The sequence below is a fragment of the Arthrobacter sp. NPDC057388 genome, from assembly GCF_042668165.1.
Taxonomy (GTDB): Bacteria; Actinomycetota; Actinomycetes; order Actinomycetales; family Micrococcaceae; genus Arthrobacter.
This window is the reverse complement of the sequence record NZ_JBHVBL010000001.1, coordinates 30336-46327: the sequence shown is the minus strand read 5'-3', so window position 1 is coordinate 46327 and position 15992 is coordinate 30336. Positions and strand designations below refer to the sequence as shown.

14 protein-coding genes and 1 tRNA gene are annotated in these 15992 nt (G+C 64.7%); 7 read left to right on the top strand and 8 right to left on the bottom strand.

The features are described 5' to 3' along the window. Positions 1–100: 100 nt before the first annotated feature. Positions 101–1225, bottom strand: coding sequence for a multiple monosaccharide ABC transporter substrate-binding protein (gene chvE, locus ACFUTU_RS00180; RefSeq protein WP_377959750.1), 1125 nt, complete (start codon positions 1223–1225; stop codon positions 101–103). Between the two features lie 462 nt (positions 1226–1687). On the opposite strand from chvE, the gene ACFUTU_RS00175 reads away from it, so the two are divergent. The 4 genes from ACFUTU_RS00175 to ACFUTU_RS00160 all read left to right on the top strand — a co-directional run bounded on the left by ACFUTU_RS00175 (position 1688) and on the right by ACFUTU_RS00160 (position 5872). Next, positions 1688–1770: transfer RNA gene (locus ACFUTU_RS00175), tRNA-Leu, on the top strand. 190 nt (positions 1771–1960) lie between these two features. Continuing rightward, a complete protein-coding gene (locus ACFUTU_RS00170) occupies positions 1961–2407 on the top strand; it encodes a Rieske (2Fe-2S) protein (protein ID WP_377959749.1) in 447 nt (148 codons plus the stop codon). A gap of 224 nt (positions 2408–2631) precedes the next feature. Then, the gene (locus ACFUTU_RS00165; RefSeq protein ID WP_377959748.1) at positions 2632–5088 is read left to right on the top strand and encodes an Ig-like domain-containing protein; all 2457 of its coding nucleotides are present in this window, start codon (positions 2632–2634) and stop codon (positions 5086–5088) included. Between the two features lie 154 nt (positions 5089–5242). Further along, complete coding sequence (locus ACFUTU_RS00160) at positions 5243–5872, top strand: hypothetical protein (protein ID WP_377959747.1); 630 nt, start codon at positions 5243–5245, stop codon at positions 5870–5872. Here the strand turns inward: ACFUTU_RS00160 and ACFUTU_RS00155 are convergent. Then, on the bottom strand, positions 5869–6864 hold the full coding sequence (locus tag ACFUTU_RS00155; RefSeq protein ID WP_377959746.1) for a Gfo/Idh/MocA family protein: 996 nt from the start codon (positions 6862–6864) through the stop codon (positions 5869–5871). The two genes, ACFUTU_RS00160 and ACFUTU_RS00155, sit on opposite strands and share 4 nt — an antisense overlap. A 206-nt stretch (positions 6865–7070) precedes the next feature. Between ACFUTU_RS00155 and ACFUTU_RS00150 the strand changes: the two genes are divergently transcribed. The 3 genes from ACFUTU_RS00150 (at position 7071) to ACFUTU_RS00140 (ending at position 8960) form a co-directional block, all read left to right on the top strand. Continuing rightward, positions 7071–7670 (top strand): TetR/AcrR family transcriptional regulator, encoded by a 600-nt coding sequence (locus tag ACFUTU_RS00150; RefSeq protein ID WP_377959745.1) that lies wholly within the window; start codon positions 7071–7073, stop codon positions 7668–7670. Positions 7671–7687: 17 nt separating this feature from the next. Further along, the gene (locus tag ACFUTU_RS00145; RefSeq protein ID WP_377959744.1) at positions 7688–8584 is read left to right on the top strand and encodes a DMT family transporter; all 897 of its coding nucleotides are present in this window, start codon (positions 7688–7690) and stop codon (positions 8582–8584) included. A 229-nt stretch (positions 8585–8813) separates the two neighbouring features. Further along, positions 8814–8960 (top strand): hypothetical protein, encoded by a 147-nt coding sequence (locus tag ACFUTU_RS00140; RefSeq protein WP_377959743.1) that lies wholly within the window; start codon positions 8814–8816, stop codon positions 8958–8960. Between the two features lie 195 nt (positions 8961–9155). Here ACFUTU_RS00140 and ACFUTU_RS00135 read toward each other — a convergent pair whose 3' ends face one another. The 6 genes from ACFUTU_RS00135 to ACFUTU_RS00110 all read right to left on the bottom strand — a co-directional run bounded on the left by ACFUTU_RS00135 (position 9156) and on the right by ACFUTU_RS00110 (position 15645). Then, on the bottom strand, positions 9156–9299 hold the full coding sequence (locus ACFUTU_RS00135) for a hypothetical protein (protein ID WP_377959742.1): 144 nt from the start codon (positions 9297–9299) through the stop codon (positions 9156–9158). Positions 9300–9429: 130 nt separating this feature from the next. Further along, positions 9430–10884: a family 43 glycosylhydrolase gene (locus ACFUTU_RS00130; RefSeq protein WP_377959741.1), complete on the bottom strand. Its 1455-nt coding sequence runs from the start codon at positions 10882–10884 to the stop codon at positions 9430–9432. A 92-nt stretch (positions 10885–10976) separates the two neighbouring features. Next, positions 10977–11993 (bottom strand): galactofuranose ABC transporter, permease protein YjfF, encoded by a 1017-nt coding sequence (gene yjfF, locus ACFUTU_RS00125; RefSeq protein ID WP_377959740.1) that lies wholly within the window; start codon positions 11991–11993, stop codon positions 10977–10979. Continuing rightward, positions 11993–13033, bottom strand: coding sequence for an ABC transporter permease (locus ACFUTU_RS00120; RefSeq protein ID WP_377959739.1), 1041 nt, complete (start codon positions 13031–13033; stop codon positions 11993–11995). The genes yjfF and ACFUTU_RS00120 overlap by 1 nt, the downstream gene beginning before the upstream one ends. Positions 13034–13053: 20 nt before the next feature. Further along, positions 13054–14580, bottom strand: a complete 1527-nt coding sequence (locus ACFUTU_RS00115; RefSeq protein WP_377959738.1) for a sugar ABC transporter ATP-binding protein — start codon at positions 14578–14580, stop codon at positions 13054–13056. 84 nt (positions 14581–14664) lie between these two features. Continuing rightward, a complete protein-coding gene (locus ACFUTU_RS00110; RefSeq protein ID WP_377959737.1) occupies positions 14665–15645 on the bottom strand; it encodes an ABC transporter substrate-binding protein in 981 nt (326 codons plus the stop codon). Positions 15646–15992 lie beyond the last annotated feature (347 nt).

Sequence of the window (15992 nt, the reverse complement as noted above, 5' to 3'; positions counted from 1 at the left end):
CTTAATTTTGGTTCGGTTATTTGTTTAATTCCCGCTGGTCTTATCTGTGGGGGGTGGGGGGCGCCCGCGGCTGCGGGCGCCACGCCTTTTGGTGCTGCGCCTACTTGATGTCGGCGTCGGTGTAGTAACCGGAGTCGATCAGTTCCTGCTTGTAGTTGTCCTTGGTGACGATGACGGACTTGAGCAGGAAGGCGGGAACCACCTTGACCTTGTTGTTGTAGGTTTCGGTGTCGTTGGTCTCGGGCTCCTGGCCCTTGAGGACCGCGTCCACCATCTTCACGGCCTGCTCGCCGAGCTTGCGGGTGTCCTTGAAGATCGTGGAGTACTGCTCGCCGGCCACGATGGACTTCACCGAGCCCTTTTCCGCGTCCTGGCCGGTCACCACCGGCAGGGCGCCCTTGGAGTAGCCGCCGGTGCTGGTCAGAGCGGAGATGATGCCGATGGAGAGGCCGTCGTAAGGTGACAGCACGCCGTCGAGCTTTTTGCCCGAACCGTAGGCGGCCGTGAGGATGTCCTCCATCCGCTTCTGGGCGGTGGCTGCCTGCCAGCGCAGGATGGCGGCCTGTTCAAACTTGGTCTGGCCGCTGGGCACCTTGAGGGTGCCAGCATCCAGGTACGGCTTGAGGGTGTCCATGGCGCCGGTCCAGAAGAAGTTCGCGTTGTTGTCGTCCGGGCTGCCCGCGAAGAGCTCCACGTTGAACGGGCCCTTGCCCTCGACCTTTTTGCCGGACGCATCCACCAGGCCCAGACCGGTCAGCAGTGACGTGGCCTGCTGGACACCCACCTCGTAGTTGTCGAAAGTGGTGTAGTAATCCACATTGGGCGTGCCGTTGATCAGCCGGTCATAGGCGATGACCTTGACGTTTTGCTCCTTGGCCTTGGCCAGGACGTCCGTCAGCGTGGTGCCGTCGATCGCCGCGATGATCAGGGACTTCGCACCCTTGGTCAGCATGTTCTCGATCTGGGAAACCTGCGTGGGGATGTCGTCGTTGGCGTACTGCAGGTCCGTTTTGTAGCCGAGCTTGGCCAGGGACTCCGAGACGTTCTTGCCGTCGGCGATCCACCGTTCCGACGTCTGCGTCGGCATGGAGATCCCCACCAGAGCGCCGGCAGCGTCGGCGCTGCTGGAGCTGGAGGCGGCGCCGGGACGGCTGCCGCAGCCGGTGGCCCCCACCGTGACAGCCAGGACGACGGCGACGGCGCCCAGGAGTTTCTTGATTCTCACGTTATTCTCCTTCCGTGGCCTGGTAGGACCACGAATCGGTGCTTGAGCGGAAAGCGTATGTACTTTCCGCCGGGGCCGGCCACTTGTGTCCGGCGTACCGAGGCCGTTCCGCGTCTCCATTGGACCGGCACCGGAGGCTGTTACCACCGGAGTTCTACGTCCGGCTTGCCCCAACATTTCTGTTAGCGCTAACAATTACGGACAATGTTATCGCTGACAATGCTGTGAAGCAAGACACAGATTAGCTTCATCCCTGATTGGCATCGGAGCACGTCATGGGAAGCCGGAGGGCGCGCCATGCTAGGGCAGGGGCGTGGGCCAAACCGGGCCGCTGTCTGACCCTTCATGCGCGGCCCTACAGGACAAACTCACGAATGGCGGAAGCTTCGTGCTAAGGTCTTTCTCGCTGCTTCGGGAAAAAGTGCCACGCTGAGGCGTTGGCCCGGACCCGGAGGCCTACCTGCGCGGGTGGCGGAATGGCAGACGCGCTAGCTTGAGGTGCTAGTCCTCGAAAGGGGGTGGGGGTTCAAGTCCCCCTTCGCGCACAAATCGACAACACCCCCGGTCTTCGGACCGGGGGTGTTGCGTTTTTTCGCTGTAGCCGCGGGTGGGGCCGATGGTGAATTCCGCGAGGATCTCTCCGGTGCTGTGTTCCCCAGTGGCGACGTCGGTGCCGCGCACGAGCAGGATGATCATTGCCATTGATCCGATGCTCTCACCTGACACGATAGTTCCATGAATGCGGAGAAGCCCCTGCCTCGACGGTCCCTGCTGCTGGGTACGGCTGTTACGGCCGCGGGCGGCACGCTGGCCGTGTCCGCCTGCTCCGTCTCCCCTCCGGGCAGCATTGCCACCCCGGAGGCTCCCATTTCACCGCCAAGCGGCCGTCCCTTCCGAATCGGTAAGCTCAGCGAGATTAACGTCGGAGATACCGCCGCAGGGAAAGCCAATGGCAGGACTGTGGTTGTCTCCAGACCTGACGACCGCAGTGTCCTGGCCTACGACGCCACGTGCACACACGCGGGCTGCACGGTGGCGCCGGCCGGGACGACCTTCGAATGTCCCTGTCATGGCTCGACTTTCAAGGGATCGGACGGCAGTGTCATCACAGGGCCGGCACGCCGACCCCTGACGCCTCTAACGGTCGTGATCGACGGGGACTGGATCACGGTCGTCGCCTGACCATTTAGAACGCAAGCGGCATGCGGACACCAGCCCCCCTAAAACTGGTTAGCCCCAAGGAATCCCAAAGCTTTTCATAAGTTGCCCGAGCGAACCTGTTACGTGGTGGGAGAGAAGGCAAGGTGCCGGGTCCGCAACAGTATGCGCTTTGATTTCCTGTAGTCAGCGGGGGCGGTTGCTCAGGGACGGGCATAGGCACACAACTTTGGGGAGTGGTGAGGCTAGTGAACAATCCTAGGCGGATCAGCACGGACTATACGTTTTTTCGCCCCGACGGGCGCGGCAGGGACCGCAATTCTTCATGGCTGGGCGTAGCCCTGCTGGCAGCGACGCTGCTTGCGCTGGGCGCCCTGGTGGCGCCGGTGCCGCCCAACGCGGCCGCTGCTCCGGGTGACGTGGGGGTTGAAGGCCCTTCGCACGCCGGGACCGGTACTCCGACGGGCACGAAGCGGCAATCGAATGAACTGTGGTTCAACGACGGCATCTGGTGGGGAAACCTGTGGGACACCGCCACCGCGGATTTCCATATTTTCCGGTTCAATGCCGACGCGAGCTCATGGGTCGATACCGGTGTGCGGACGGAGACGCGGCCCAACACCCACCACGACGTACTGTGGGACGGAACGACGCTCTTCGTGGCAAGCTACCGGTTCGTCAACGACGGTCTGCCGGCCCAGCCGAACTCCCCGACGACCATGCGGCGTTACAGCTACAACTCCAGCACCAAGACGTACGTGCTGGAGAGCAGCCAAAGCATCAACAACCATGCCACTGAGACCCTGTCCATCGACAAGGACTCCACCGGACGCGTGTGGGCCACATGGCCGCAGGACAACCGGATCTATGTGAATGTCACCGCCACGGACGGCACCACCTGGGGGACTCCGTTCCCGCTTCCTGCAGCATTGGCCAATGTGTCCGTGGACGACGATTCGGCCCTGATCGCGTTCGGACCGGGCAAGATCGGCGTGATGTGGAGCCGGCAGGTCGGCGACGCTACTGACGGCATGTACTGGAGCGTCCACAATGATGGAGCGGCGGACAGCGCCTGGAGCACTCCTGTGGCGGCGGTGTCCGGGCAGCGCAGCGGGGACGACCACATGAACCTGAAGTGGCTGGACTCCACCAATAGTGGCCGCGTCTTCGCCGCCACCAAGACCTCATTCACCTCGGCGTCCCAGCCGCTGATCCAGCTGTTGACGTTCGACGGCTCGGCGTGGTCGGCGCACACCATCGCGACGGTGTCGGAGTGCCCGAACCGCGTGATCGTCATGATTGACGAAAGCACGCAGAGGCTGCGTACCTTCGCCACCTATCCCAAGCCGAGCGGCACGACGAACGCCGGCGTCTGCAGCACCTCGGGGGGTGCGATTTATGAGAAATCCACGCCGCTGAACGACATCAGCTTCACCACCAGCAAGACTGCCCGCATAGTCGACGCCGACCAGTACGTGCACAATGTAACGTCGACCAAGCAGAACCTCAACAGCGCGGCGCAGGGCACGGCCAGCAGCGGTGTGCTGGTGCTCGCCGACGTGAACGCCACCAGCCGGTATTGGCACTTTTACGAACCCGGCAGCGGAGCCGGAGACGATACAACGCCTCCCACGGTGGCGGGTACGGCTCCGGCAGCCGGCGCTACCGGCACCGCGGCGACGGCGAATGTGACGGCAACGTTCTCCGAGGCGATGAATGCCTCGACAGTCACCCCCGCCACGTTCACGCTGACCGCCGGGACCACGGCCGTGCCGGCCACTGTGGCGTATAACAGCACGAGCAGGGTAGCCACTTTGAACCCCACTGCCAGTTTGGCCGCGGGGACGACGTACACGGCGACCATCAAGGGCGGCGCCAATGGAGTGAAGGACGCTGCCGGCAACGCCCTGGTGACCAACAAAACCTGGACGTTCACGGCTTCGCGGCCGCCCACCACCAACCCGTCCACCTCCAGGCCATCCATCCGCAGCGCAGCCGACGTTGTCGCTGCCGGATCCGACGGCGTGCTGTGGAACTATGCGGCAAACGCCCGGGGCGGGTTCCAGCCCCGGCAAAAGATCGGCGTTGGTTGGCTCGGGCTGAACAAAGGCTTCGTGACGGACTGGAACAGCGACGGCGTTTTCGATCTCATCGCGCAATGGAACGACGGCCGGCTGAGCTTCTACCCCGGAAGGCCCGGTGGCGGATTCTTGCCCGCCCGGGCCATCGGACACGGCTGGGGCAGCTACCACGTCACGGTCGGGCGATGGCGCACAACTGGCAGGTATCCGGGAATTCTTGCCTATGACAGCGCAGGAACCCTGTGGTACTACGGCAACAGCGCTGGATCATTGCTGTCATCCCGCATCAGGAGCGGGACCGGTTGGGGCGGCCTGTACCTCACTATGACTGATTTCGACCAGGACGGGCGGCAGGACGTGCTGGCCAAACGCACCGATGGCAAGCTGGTGCTGTACCGTTCCACCGGGACCGGCCGCTTCGCCGCAGAAGCCAGGCGTACCGTCGGCACTGGCTGGAACGGCATCAACGGCATCACGGCCGTGTCCGGATTTGCCGCGGGAAGCTCCGGCCTCATGGCCAGGCTCAACGACGGCCGGCTCGCGCACTACCCGTTCAGCAGAGGGACGTGGGGTGCACGGACTATTGTTGGCAGCGGCTGGAACCCCTACAACATCTTCCGCTAGAACCAGCAAGGGCGCCGGACTCGAACTGCCCCCGGGGACCACCCGGGGGCAGTTCGCTGAACCTGGCCAAGCATGCGCCGCACCTATTCCAAGGCGGCAGGCCTGCGGCTACCATAACCACATCGCATCTGTCCATTAAATGTATGGAGAGAAAATGAAAACCTTTCGGGTCGTCACCGGAACTGCTCTCTTGGCGCTGATGTTCACTGCATGCGCCAGCCCGCAGCCCCAGGCAGCACCGCCAGCCGGAGTCGCAGCCGCATCGACGCCGAGAGCAATGCCTGCCCCCAAAGCAGCCGCAGCCGGCAATGAAAACGAACGCGGACAGGTGGTCCAGGAGATCGGTGAAACGGCGGTACTCGTTACCGACGGATATGATGCCCCTCCTACGATGACCTTCAAGGTGACGTCGATTGAGCCCGTCGAATGCGACGCGCCTGACGCACCGTCCCCACAGGGAACTGCCATGGCCGTAGCCCTGGAGATCGTCACCACCCCGACGTTCTCCGGCCCCTTGGAAATCAATGGCCAGCCTGGCCAGATCAGTTTCCGCCCGCACTACTGGAAGGGCTATGCCTCCAACGGCGAGCAGATGGACACCGTCGGGTCCTCCATCGAGCACAGCTGCCTTGCCGATAAGACAAAGCTTTTGCCTGACTATTTCGGCAAGGACCGAAAGCTGAACGGCGTCGTCATCCTTGATGTAACGACGCCGGCCGGCGAGGTCGCCTGGATCCCGAATGGCATCGGCGGCTGGGCCTGGGAGTACCCCGGGGATGACTAATCGGCCCCTTCCTGCTTCCGCGCAGCCGAGTCAAGGGCTTCCAGCACCCGTGCGTTGTTTGCCGCATCGGCGAGGTCGTAGCGGAGCGGCGTCCCGTTCAGGACGCTGTCGGCGAAGTGTTCGCCCATCCGTACGAAGTGGTTGACGCCCTCGACCTTGTGGTAAACCGTGTCCTGCCCGAAGTGATGCTCCTCCAGGACCGAATCCTCCTCCAGGAGTCCAAAAGGATTGTCGAGGTAGAGCCGGCCCTCGGTGCCCGTGACCTCCAGGTAGTTGCGGCGCTCCAGGTTCACCCCGGTGTCAAAAAGCGCGGTTGCATGGCCGGGAAAGCGCAGCACCCCCGCAATGCTGGTGTCCACCAGGCCTCCGTCGTTGGCGTCGCGGTAGTTGCCGAATGCGGCGACGTCGCCCGGCTCCTCCGCTGTGACCATGCGGCTCACGTTGACGCAGTAACACCCCGTATCAAAAAGGGCGCCGCCACCGAGCCCGGAATACCAGCGGATGTTGTCGCCGCTGCCTGCATCGAAGGAGTGGGCAACGTGGACAAACGTCACCTTGCCCACGGCGCCGGCAGCGAGCAGCTCCTGCAGCTTCTCGAAACGCGGGTGGAAGCGGTACATGAAGCCTTCGAGGACTTTGAGCCCAGTCTGTTCGGCCTTGCGGGCAATCTCCTCAACCTCGACGGCGCTCATCGCAAGAGGCTTTTCGCACAGGACATGTTTGCCCGCGTCCAGGGATTTCAGGATCCACTCGAGGTGCAGTGTGTTCGGCAGCGGAATGTAGACGGCGTCGATGTCCGGGGAAGCCAGCAACGCTTCATAGGAGCCAAACGCCTGCGGGATGCCATGCTTGTCGGCATACTCCCGGGCCCTTTCCTCGGTGCGGGAAGCGATGCCAACGACCTCGCCGTTTTTCGTTCCCTGAAACGCCGGAATTGTCTTCCGGACAATGCGGGCACTGCCCAGGATGCCCCACCGCAACTTCTCGCTCACTGAACTCTCCTTTTCCAGCCCGCCCAGTCAGGTATGGGTTCCGGGCGCTGCCGTCGCTTCCCGCCCAACGTTTCACGGGGCGCCGCGTGGTCGTCAATAGGGGGCCACGTGCCGGGCAGGACGGCGGGTTTTGTTCACAGTCACCTCAGGTAGGTAGTCTGGTCTACCTACTTACCTGAACCGCACTGCACTCCCGGAGGGTCCCCATGGCTGCTGCTCCTGTTCGCCCGCCGGCAACCAGGCGGCCCGCGCGTGCCAGGCTGCTCGAGGCTGCGGCCCGGCTTTTCTACGCCGACGGCGTCGCGGCCACGGGCATCGACTCAATCACCGCCGCCGCCGGTGTGGCCAAGAAGAGCCTCTACAACAACTTCGCTTCCAAAGCCGATCTCGTGGCCGCCTACCTCGCCGCTCGGCACGAGGAATGGCTCGCCCTGTACCGCGGGCGGGCCGCGGCGGCTGACACTCCGAAGGGCCGCGTCCTCGCCGTGTTCGACGCCTACATTGACCACGCGAACTTTGCCTACGAGCGCGGATTCCGGGGGTGCGGCCTGCTCAACGCCGCCGCCGAATTGCCGGCGGGCGCTCCCGGCAGGCAGGCCGTGCGGCAGCACAAGGAAGAGGTCGAGGCGCTCCTGCACCGGCATGTGGCGGAGCTGCTCCCACAGCAGGATGAGCTGGCTGCGGGGACTGCCAGGCATCTGGCGTTCCTGCTCGAGGGGTCGATGGCCAGGGCGGGCCTCGAAGGCGGAGACCGCTGCCTGCATGAAGCCCGGATGATCGCCGCCCACATGCTGGGGCAGCTGTGAAGGCGGTCCCCGGCCGGATGAACGGGGCGCTGCTGGGGGCTGTCTTCGTTGTGGCCGCATCGACGCTCTGGGGTACCACCGGGACGGTTGCCACTTTCGCGCCCTCGGTGAGTCCGCTGGCGATCGGCGCGGTGGCCATGGGCATGGGCGGGCTGCTGCAGGCGCTGTACGCCGCGCGGCCGATCGCAGGCCACTGGGCCGGCCTCCGGGGCCGGTGGCAGCTTGTCTCACTCGGGGCAGCTGCCGTCGCGGTCTACCCGCTCGCCTTCTACAGCTCCATGCACCTGTCCGGTGTGGCACTCGGAACCGTGATTTCGATCGGCTCCGCCCCGCTCGCATCTGCGGTCATCGAGCGGCTGGCAGAGCGCAAGGAGCTGACCCGCGGCTGGATGCTTGGCGCGCTGATCGGGGTGGCCGGCGCCGGACTCCTGTGTTTTGCCGGTGACAGTGCCGGGCGGCCGGGTGCCGTCTCGCAGGCCTGGGCCGTCCCGGCGGGAGTCGCCCTGGGGCTCGTGGCGGGCGCCACCTACGCGCTGTACTCATGGGCCGCCCACCGCCTGATCAGCGGGGGAGTGCCATCCCGGGCCGCCATGGGCGCGGTGTTCGGGCTGGGCGGAGTGCTCCTGATGCCTGTGCTCGTGCTGACCGGCGGGCCGCTCCTTGAGTCGTGGGGCAACTTCACCGTGGGCGCCTACATGGCGCTTGTCCCCATGTTCGCTGGCTATGTTCTCTTTGGGTGGGGGCTGGCGCGCGTGCGTGCGAGTACAGCTACTGGCCTGTCCCTGATGGAGACGGTTGTCGCCGCCATTCTTGCCGTCGTCGTCGTGGGTGAACGGCTGCCCGTGCTGGGCTGGCTCGGCATGGTGATGGTGCTCGCGAGCCTGTTCGTCCTGACTCCCCGCGCATCCTCGTAGGGCCGTCTTCCTGGCGCAGCTCGGGGCGTCCTTCCTGGCGCAGCCGGGGCGTCCGGCCGCGAACCAATGTTTCCGGCATGTTAACTCCATGTTTCCAACATGTTAACTCCAATGGCAAAAGCGGTGGCCGAATTTCTCATGGAAGTTGCCCAAAAGGCCTCCCGCAGGTGAATTCACTGACGTACTTTTATTACAGGAAAGCAATCCCAGACTTGATGGAGGAAAGACAATGACACGGGAGGAAGCCTTCGCACGGTGCACCCCGGACTCGTACGTAGAGTTCTACGGCGGCCGCTGGCTCGTCGTGCCGTTCGCCCAGGTGGAGCAGCCCGCCTTCTTCGTCTGCTCCCCGGCGGCGCTCCGCGGCGGCAGCTAGCCGGAACCGCCCCACGGCCCGGGCGGGCAGGGTGGCGGCGGCTGGCCCGATAAAACATTAATTTGCGAAATGAATAACTGCATTCGGCAAATGGGCTGGTAATTTATTTGCGCATGAAAAATGGCGGCGGGGATATTCCCCGCCGCCATTTTGCCTATTGCCAGCCCCGGCGGTGCGGCTGGCGCTAAACCCGTGCTAAAAGCTCCGCAGGCTCTCCGGCGAGCAAACGAAGAACTGCGGCTGCTCCACCGGCGCGAAAGGAACCACCAGCCACCGGCCGCCGTAAAACTCGACATACGAGTCCTGCGGGCACTTTGCGTAGGCTTCTTCACGGGTCATTGGTCTATCCTTTCGGTTCAAAACGTTTGGCTGTTTTTCTGCTGATATCCATGATTCCGAACCGAAGAGGATGGGGTAACGCCGTTTTCTGACAGTCCTGCCTACCCATTGGGGTGGGAGGGCTAAGCCGCTAGGACCGCAGGAAGAATGTGGCGGCCGGCCGTTCCTCCTTGCGTACCTTCGCCACGGCCAGGGCGCCCTGCCGAAGCACGAGGTAGGACCCCGGAACGTCGACCGACTCGAAGGAGGCGCCGGCGGTATCCGACAGGCCGCTCCGCTTGAGGAAGGCCGACGACGACCCCTCCGTGGTGGCGATGGTCACCGCTGCTCCCCGCAACCGGAGGTAGCGCCCCTTGGTCAGGACCGGCTCGATCACCACCGAGTTCTTCTTGGCATAGCCGGACGCGATGCGGAACTGGGACGCCCCCAGCGCGGGGGAGGAGGCAGCGGTGACCGTCACGCCGTCGTGCGCCAGGAAGGTGCCCGGCGCGGAGGCAGGTTCCAGGCGGACCGGAAGTTCGCCGTCGCCCACCGGCACACCGAAGTTCGGGGTGCCGTCCGCGTTCCAGTACAGCCGCTGGACCCGGGCGTGGCGGTTGGGGTCGTACAGCGGGTCGCCCACGATGGCCCGGTAGGACCGGGCGTGGTAGACCAGCACGTCATTGCCGGCCTCGTCCACGGTGAAGGAATTGTGGCCGGGCCCGTACTGCTTGGATCCCTCGTTGGTGGTGAAGACGGGCGTTGGCGTTTTCTGCCAGGACGCAGCGTTGAGCAGGTCGGCAGAGGCGTCTGCGGTCAGCAGGCCCATGCAGTAGTTGGCGTCGGTGGCGCTCGCGGAGAAGGTTACGAAGATCCGGCCGTTGCGCTTGATTACCGCGGCGCCCTCGTTCACCTTGAAGCCCCGGGTCTCCCAGTCGAGCGTCGGGACGGCAATGCGGACTGGAGTGCTGGAAAGCGTGGACGGCGAGGACATGGAGGCGATGTACAGGCTGGAGTTCACACCGGTGTCGCTCTGGGCCCACAGCAGATAGCGCGTGCCCTGGTGCTCGAAGGTGGTGGCGTCCAGGGAGAAGGTGTCGGCATGGGTGTACACGCGCACCGGCTGCCCCCAGACGGCGGTGGCCGGATCGGCGTCGGCAGTTGAAATGACGTAGATCCGGACCCGGAAGACGTCGCTGCTGTCGCCCGCCGCGAAGTAGATGTGCCACTGGCCGTCGAAGTAGTGCAGCTCGGGTGCCCAGATGTGCCCGCCCATGGTGCCGGATGCCGGCCGGGTCCAGACGACGGCTTCCGCCGCGCTGCCCAGCCCGGCGATCGTGGGGGAGGAGCGGACGATGATGCGGTTGTACTCGGGCACGGAGCCGGTGAAGTAGTACTTGCCGTCCGTGTGCTTCATCAGCCAGGGATCCGCCCGCTGCGGCACCACCGGGTTGATCAGCGGGGAAGGATCGACGGCGGCGGCAGCGGCGGGTGCCGCCGCCAGCGCCCCGCCGCCCGCTCCGGCGACGGCGAAAGCTGCGGCTGCGGCGGTTCCGGTGCCGAGGAACGACCGTCGGGAGAACTGGCGGTTGAGGGAATCATTCATGCTGAAAAGTCCTTTCGACGTGCGGGAATTGACGTGCGGGAATTGACGTGCGGGAACTGACGTGCGGAACGGCAGGGAGCGGGGCGGGGCGGTCAGCCGGCTTTCCGGGCGAAGAGCCGCTGCAGCAGGATGAAGACGAGGAGCAGGCCGCCGATGACGATCTTGGTCCACCACGAGCTGAGCGTGCCGTCGTAGGCGATGAAGGTCTGGACGATCCCCAGCACCAGCACCCCGACGACGGATCCCAGGACGTAGCCGGTGCCGCCGGTCAGCAGCGTGCCGCCGATGACCACCGCGGCGATGGCGTCCAGTTCCATGCCCTGCGCCGCGAGGCTGTAGCCGGAGAGGCTGTAGAAGGAGAACAGGATGCCGGCGATGGCGGAGCAGAGGCCGCTCAGTGCGTAGACGAGGATCTTGGTGCTCTTCACCGGCAGGCCCATCAGCATGGCGGAGTGCTCGTTGCCGCCGATGGCGTAGACGGTCCGGCCGAAGCGCGTGTGGTGCAGGACGAAGAAGGCCGCAGCCACAATCCCGAGGGCCAGGAGCACACCGGGAGAGACGAAGAGGTCACCCGGCAGCGGAATCTGCGCCTGTGCCATTCCCGTGAAGAAGCCTTCGGTGACCGGGATCGAGTCGAGGCTGATCACGTAGCAGAGTCCGCGCGCCAGGAACATGCCGGCCAGCGTCACGATGAACGGCTGGATGTCGAAGTACTGGATGATCAGCCCCATCAGGAGCCCCAGCCCGCCGCCGATCACGAGGACCAGGACGATGACGGCGCCCGCGTTCCAGCCCTGCTGCAGGAGCGTGGCACTCACCATCATGGACAGGGCGACGACGGCCCCCACGGAGAGGTCGATGCCGCCGGTAAGGATCACGAAGGTCATGCCGACGGCGAGCACGATCAGGAACGTGTTGTCGATGAAGAGGTTCAGGAAGACCTGGCCGGAGAGGAAGCTCGGGTACATGCCGGCCCCCACGGCGAACATGGCGAGGAACAGGCCCACCGTGGCCAGCGTGGGCGCGTAGCGGGCGCCGCCGCGGAGCCGTTGGCGCGCCGGCGACGGCTTCTTGACGGTCAGGGGCGAAAGCGTGGACAGGGGAGACATCAGATCGCGACCTTTTCCTTTGTGGCTTCCGGAGTGGCGGAGTTGGGTGCCTTGAGGCTGCTGAACAGTTTCCGTGCCCGGGGAGCCTGGAGGAGGCATACGGTGATGACCACCAGCGCCTTGAACACCAGCGTTACTTCCGGCGGGATGCCGAGGGTGTAAACAGTGGTGGTCAGCGTCTGGATGATGAAGGCCCCGACGACGGTTCCCACCAGGGTGTACCGCCCGCCTGCCAGCGAGGTGCCGCCGATGACCACCGCCAGGATCGCGTCCATTTCGATGTAGAGCCCGGCGTTGTTGGCGTCGGCGGCCGTGACGTTGGAGCTGATCATCAGCCCGGCAACCGCGGCGCACACGGCGCTGAAGACGTAGACAATCCAGATGATGTTCCGCGAACGGAGCCCGGCCAGGCGGCTGGCCACCGGGTTGATGCCCACCGCTTCGATCAGGGTTCCCAGTGCAGTGCGGCGGGTAAGGACGGCGGCCACGGCAAAAACGGCCGCGGTGATCAGGATGGAGACCGGCAGGGTGAACAGGTAGCCGGCGCCGATGGACTTGTAGTGGTCGTTGGACACGGAGATGATCTGGCCGCCGGTGATGAGCTGGGCGATGCCGCGGCCGGCCGTCATGAGCACCAGCGTGGCGATGATCGGCTGGACGCCGATGGTGGACACCAGGAAGCCGTTCCAGACGCCCAGGACAAGGGCGGCGACGACGGCGATCAGGACGGCCATGGCGGCCGTCACCGGGGAACCGGGCTCCGGGGACGCGGCGATGTAGGTGCAGGAGGCAGCGCCGGCAATCGCCACCACCGCGCCGACGGACAGGTCGATGCCGCGGGTGGCGATGACCAGGGTCATGCCCAGCGCGATGAGGATGGTGGGTGCGCCGTTGCGCATGATGTCGATCAGGCTGCCGTAGAGGTGGCCGTCCTGCATGCGGAGGCTCAGGAAGTCGGGCCGGAAGATCTGGTTCAGGAGCAGCAGCGCGGCCAGGGCAATGACCGGCCAGGCAAGCCGGTGTTTCAGAAGGGATTTCACTGAGGATTTCATGGGGGATTTCATTGGGCACCTCCGGCGATGACCGCCATGACGTCTTCCACGGAGACGCCGTCGTTGTTGATTTCGGCGACCATCGCCCTGTCCTTGATGACGGCGATGCGGTCGCTCACGCGCAGGACTTCCTCGAGCTCGGAGGAAATAAAGAGAAGGGACATGCCGTCCGCGGCGAGCTGGCTGACGAGCTTCTGGATCTGGGTCTTGGCTCCGATGTCGATGCCGCGGGTGGGCTCGTCGAGGATCAGGAGTTCGGGGTGGGTGACCAGCCAGCGGGCCAGGAGCACCTTTTGCTGGTTGCCGCCGCTGAGGTTCTTGATGAGTGCCTCGGGGTTGGCCGGGCGGATATCGAGGGTTTTGATGTACTCGGCCACGAGTTCGTCCTGGACCCGGCGGGGGATGCGGCGCGCCCAGCCCTTGCTGGCCTGCATGGCCAAAACCAGGTTGTCGCGGACGGTGAGGTCGCCGATGAGGCCTTCGGCCTTGCGGTCCTCGGAGCAGAAGCCGATGCGCTTGTCGATGGCGGTGCGCGGGGACCGGATCTTCTGGCCGGCACCCTTGATTTTGATGGAGCCTTCGTCGGCCCTGTCGGCACCGAAGAAGAGCCGGGCGATTTCGGTCCGGCCCGCGCCGAGGAGGCCCGCCAGGCCCACGACCTCGCCGGGGTGGATGGCCAGGTCCACTTTGGACACCGAGCCCTTCCGGCCAAGGGCCCTGGCTTCGATGAACGGGGTACCGCCGGTGCCGGCGCCGGAGCTGGTCCGCGCGGTGCCCTGGTCGAGTTCGGCCAGGGCTTCCATGTCCTTGCCGATCATTTTGGAGATGAGGCTCATCCGGGAGAGGTCCCGGGTCAGGTATTCGCCCACGAGCTTGCCGTTGCGCAGGACCGTCATGCGGTCTGAGATTTCGTAGACCTGTTCGAGGAAGTGGGAGACGAAGAGGATGGCGACGCCGCGGTCCCGGAGGTCCCTGATCACACGGAAGAGCTGCCTGACTTCATCGGCGTCAAGGCTCGACGTCGGTTCGTCCAGGATCAGGACCTTGGCGTTGATCTCCACAGAGCGGGCGATCGCGATGAGCTGCTGGACGGCAATGCTATGCGTGGACAGCAGCGAGCCGGGGTCGATGTGGTCCAGCTGCAGTTCGGCCAGCACCTCCCGCGTCCGTGCCCGCACGCCCTTCCAGTCAATGGCGCCGCGGCGGCGTGGTTCCCGGCCCAGCAGGACGTTCTCCTCGACAGTGAGGTTGGGGCAGAGGTTGACCTCCTGGTAGACCGTGCTGATGCCGGCCGCCTGGGACTCCCCGGGCGAGGAGAACCGCTTCGGTTCGCCGAGCACCGTGATGGCGCCGGCGTCGATGGTGTACACGCCGGTCAGGGCCTTGATCAGCGTTGACTTGCCGGCACCGTTCTCACCCATCAGGGCGTGGACCTCACCTTGGAACAGGCGGAAGTCGACGCCGTCGAGCGCCTTGACCCCCGGGAATCCAATAGCTATGCCGGTCATCTCGACGACCGGAACGATTTCGTTCATCCTCGTGTCTTTCCTGTGAATGGTGTCCCGTGCGGCGGCGGTCATCCGCCGCCGCACGGACGTTCGGGGCCCGTTCAGTACCAGTTAGTACGGGCGGGTGGCCAGAACCTGCTTGGCCTGCTCCTGCGTGAAGGTGGTCTCCTCGGTGACGACGCGCTCGGGCACGCTTTCGCCGGCCACGACCTTCTTGGCCAGATCCATCAGCTGGTCACCAAGCATCGGGCTGCACTCGACGATGTAGTTGATCTTGCCGTTGCTCAGGGCGGTCATGCCGTCCTTCACGGCGTCGATCGTGATGATCTTGATGTCCTTGCCCGGAACCTTGCCCGCGGCTTCGATTGCCTCGATCGCGCCCAGGCCCTCGTCGTCGTTGTGGGCGAACACGACGTCGATGTCAGGGTTGTTCTTGAGGAATGCCTCCATGACCTGCTTGCCGCCGCTGCGGGTGAAGTCGCCGCTCTGGGACGCGATGATCTTCAGATCAGGATCAGCCTTGATGGCCTCCGCGAACCCTTCCTTGCGGTCGTTGGCAGGCGCGGAACCGGTTGTGCCCTGGATCTCCACGATGTTCACCGGTTCGCTCGCTTTGGACTGCTCAACGAGCCATTCCCCGGCCTTCTTGCCCTCCTCGACAAAGTCGGAGCCGAGGAACGTCTTGTAGAGCGTCTTGTCGGAGGAATCCACCGCGCGGTCCGTCAGGATGACCGGAATCTTCGCGTTCTTGGCTTCCTTCAGCACGGTGTCCCAGCCGGACTCCACCACGGGGGAGAAGGCAATGACGTCCACCTTCTGCTGGATGTAGGAGCGGATCGCCTTGATCTGGTTTTCCTGCTTCTGCTGGGCATCGGAGAACTTCAGGTCGATGCCGGCCTTCTTGGCGGAGTCCTGGACAGACTTGGTGTTGGCGGTGCGCCAGCCGCTCTCGGCGCCGACCTGGGCGAAGCCCATGGTGATCTTGTCTCCGCCGGAGTTGCCGCCGGCGCTGCCGGCGCCGGCGGATCCGCCGCAGGCAGTGAGGGTCAGCATCGATGCGGCGGCCACCGCAAGCAGGGATTTCTTAAACACAACATCCTCCCGGAAGCGTAGTTACATGCAGGCGGGAGACTACAAACACCGCCGTTGCTGCAAGTGAGCTGATGCGCTCTGTGGATCATTGTGAACGCTAACAATCTGGACCGTCAAGTAGCTCGGGTCACAATTTCGCGGCAACGCATCGCGGACTGTCGAATTTTGAGAACGCCCTTTACAAGTGCGGAAAGATGCCGAATACTCGACTCCGGCCGGCCCGTTGTTAGCGTTCACAAGCAGCTGGTGAATCGCAGTCCCTTCACACCGGTCGCCGGCGAACCGTTCAATGGAGAAAGGCCATCCCTTCCATGCCACCAAAACTTTCAAGACCCGCCAAGAGGACC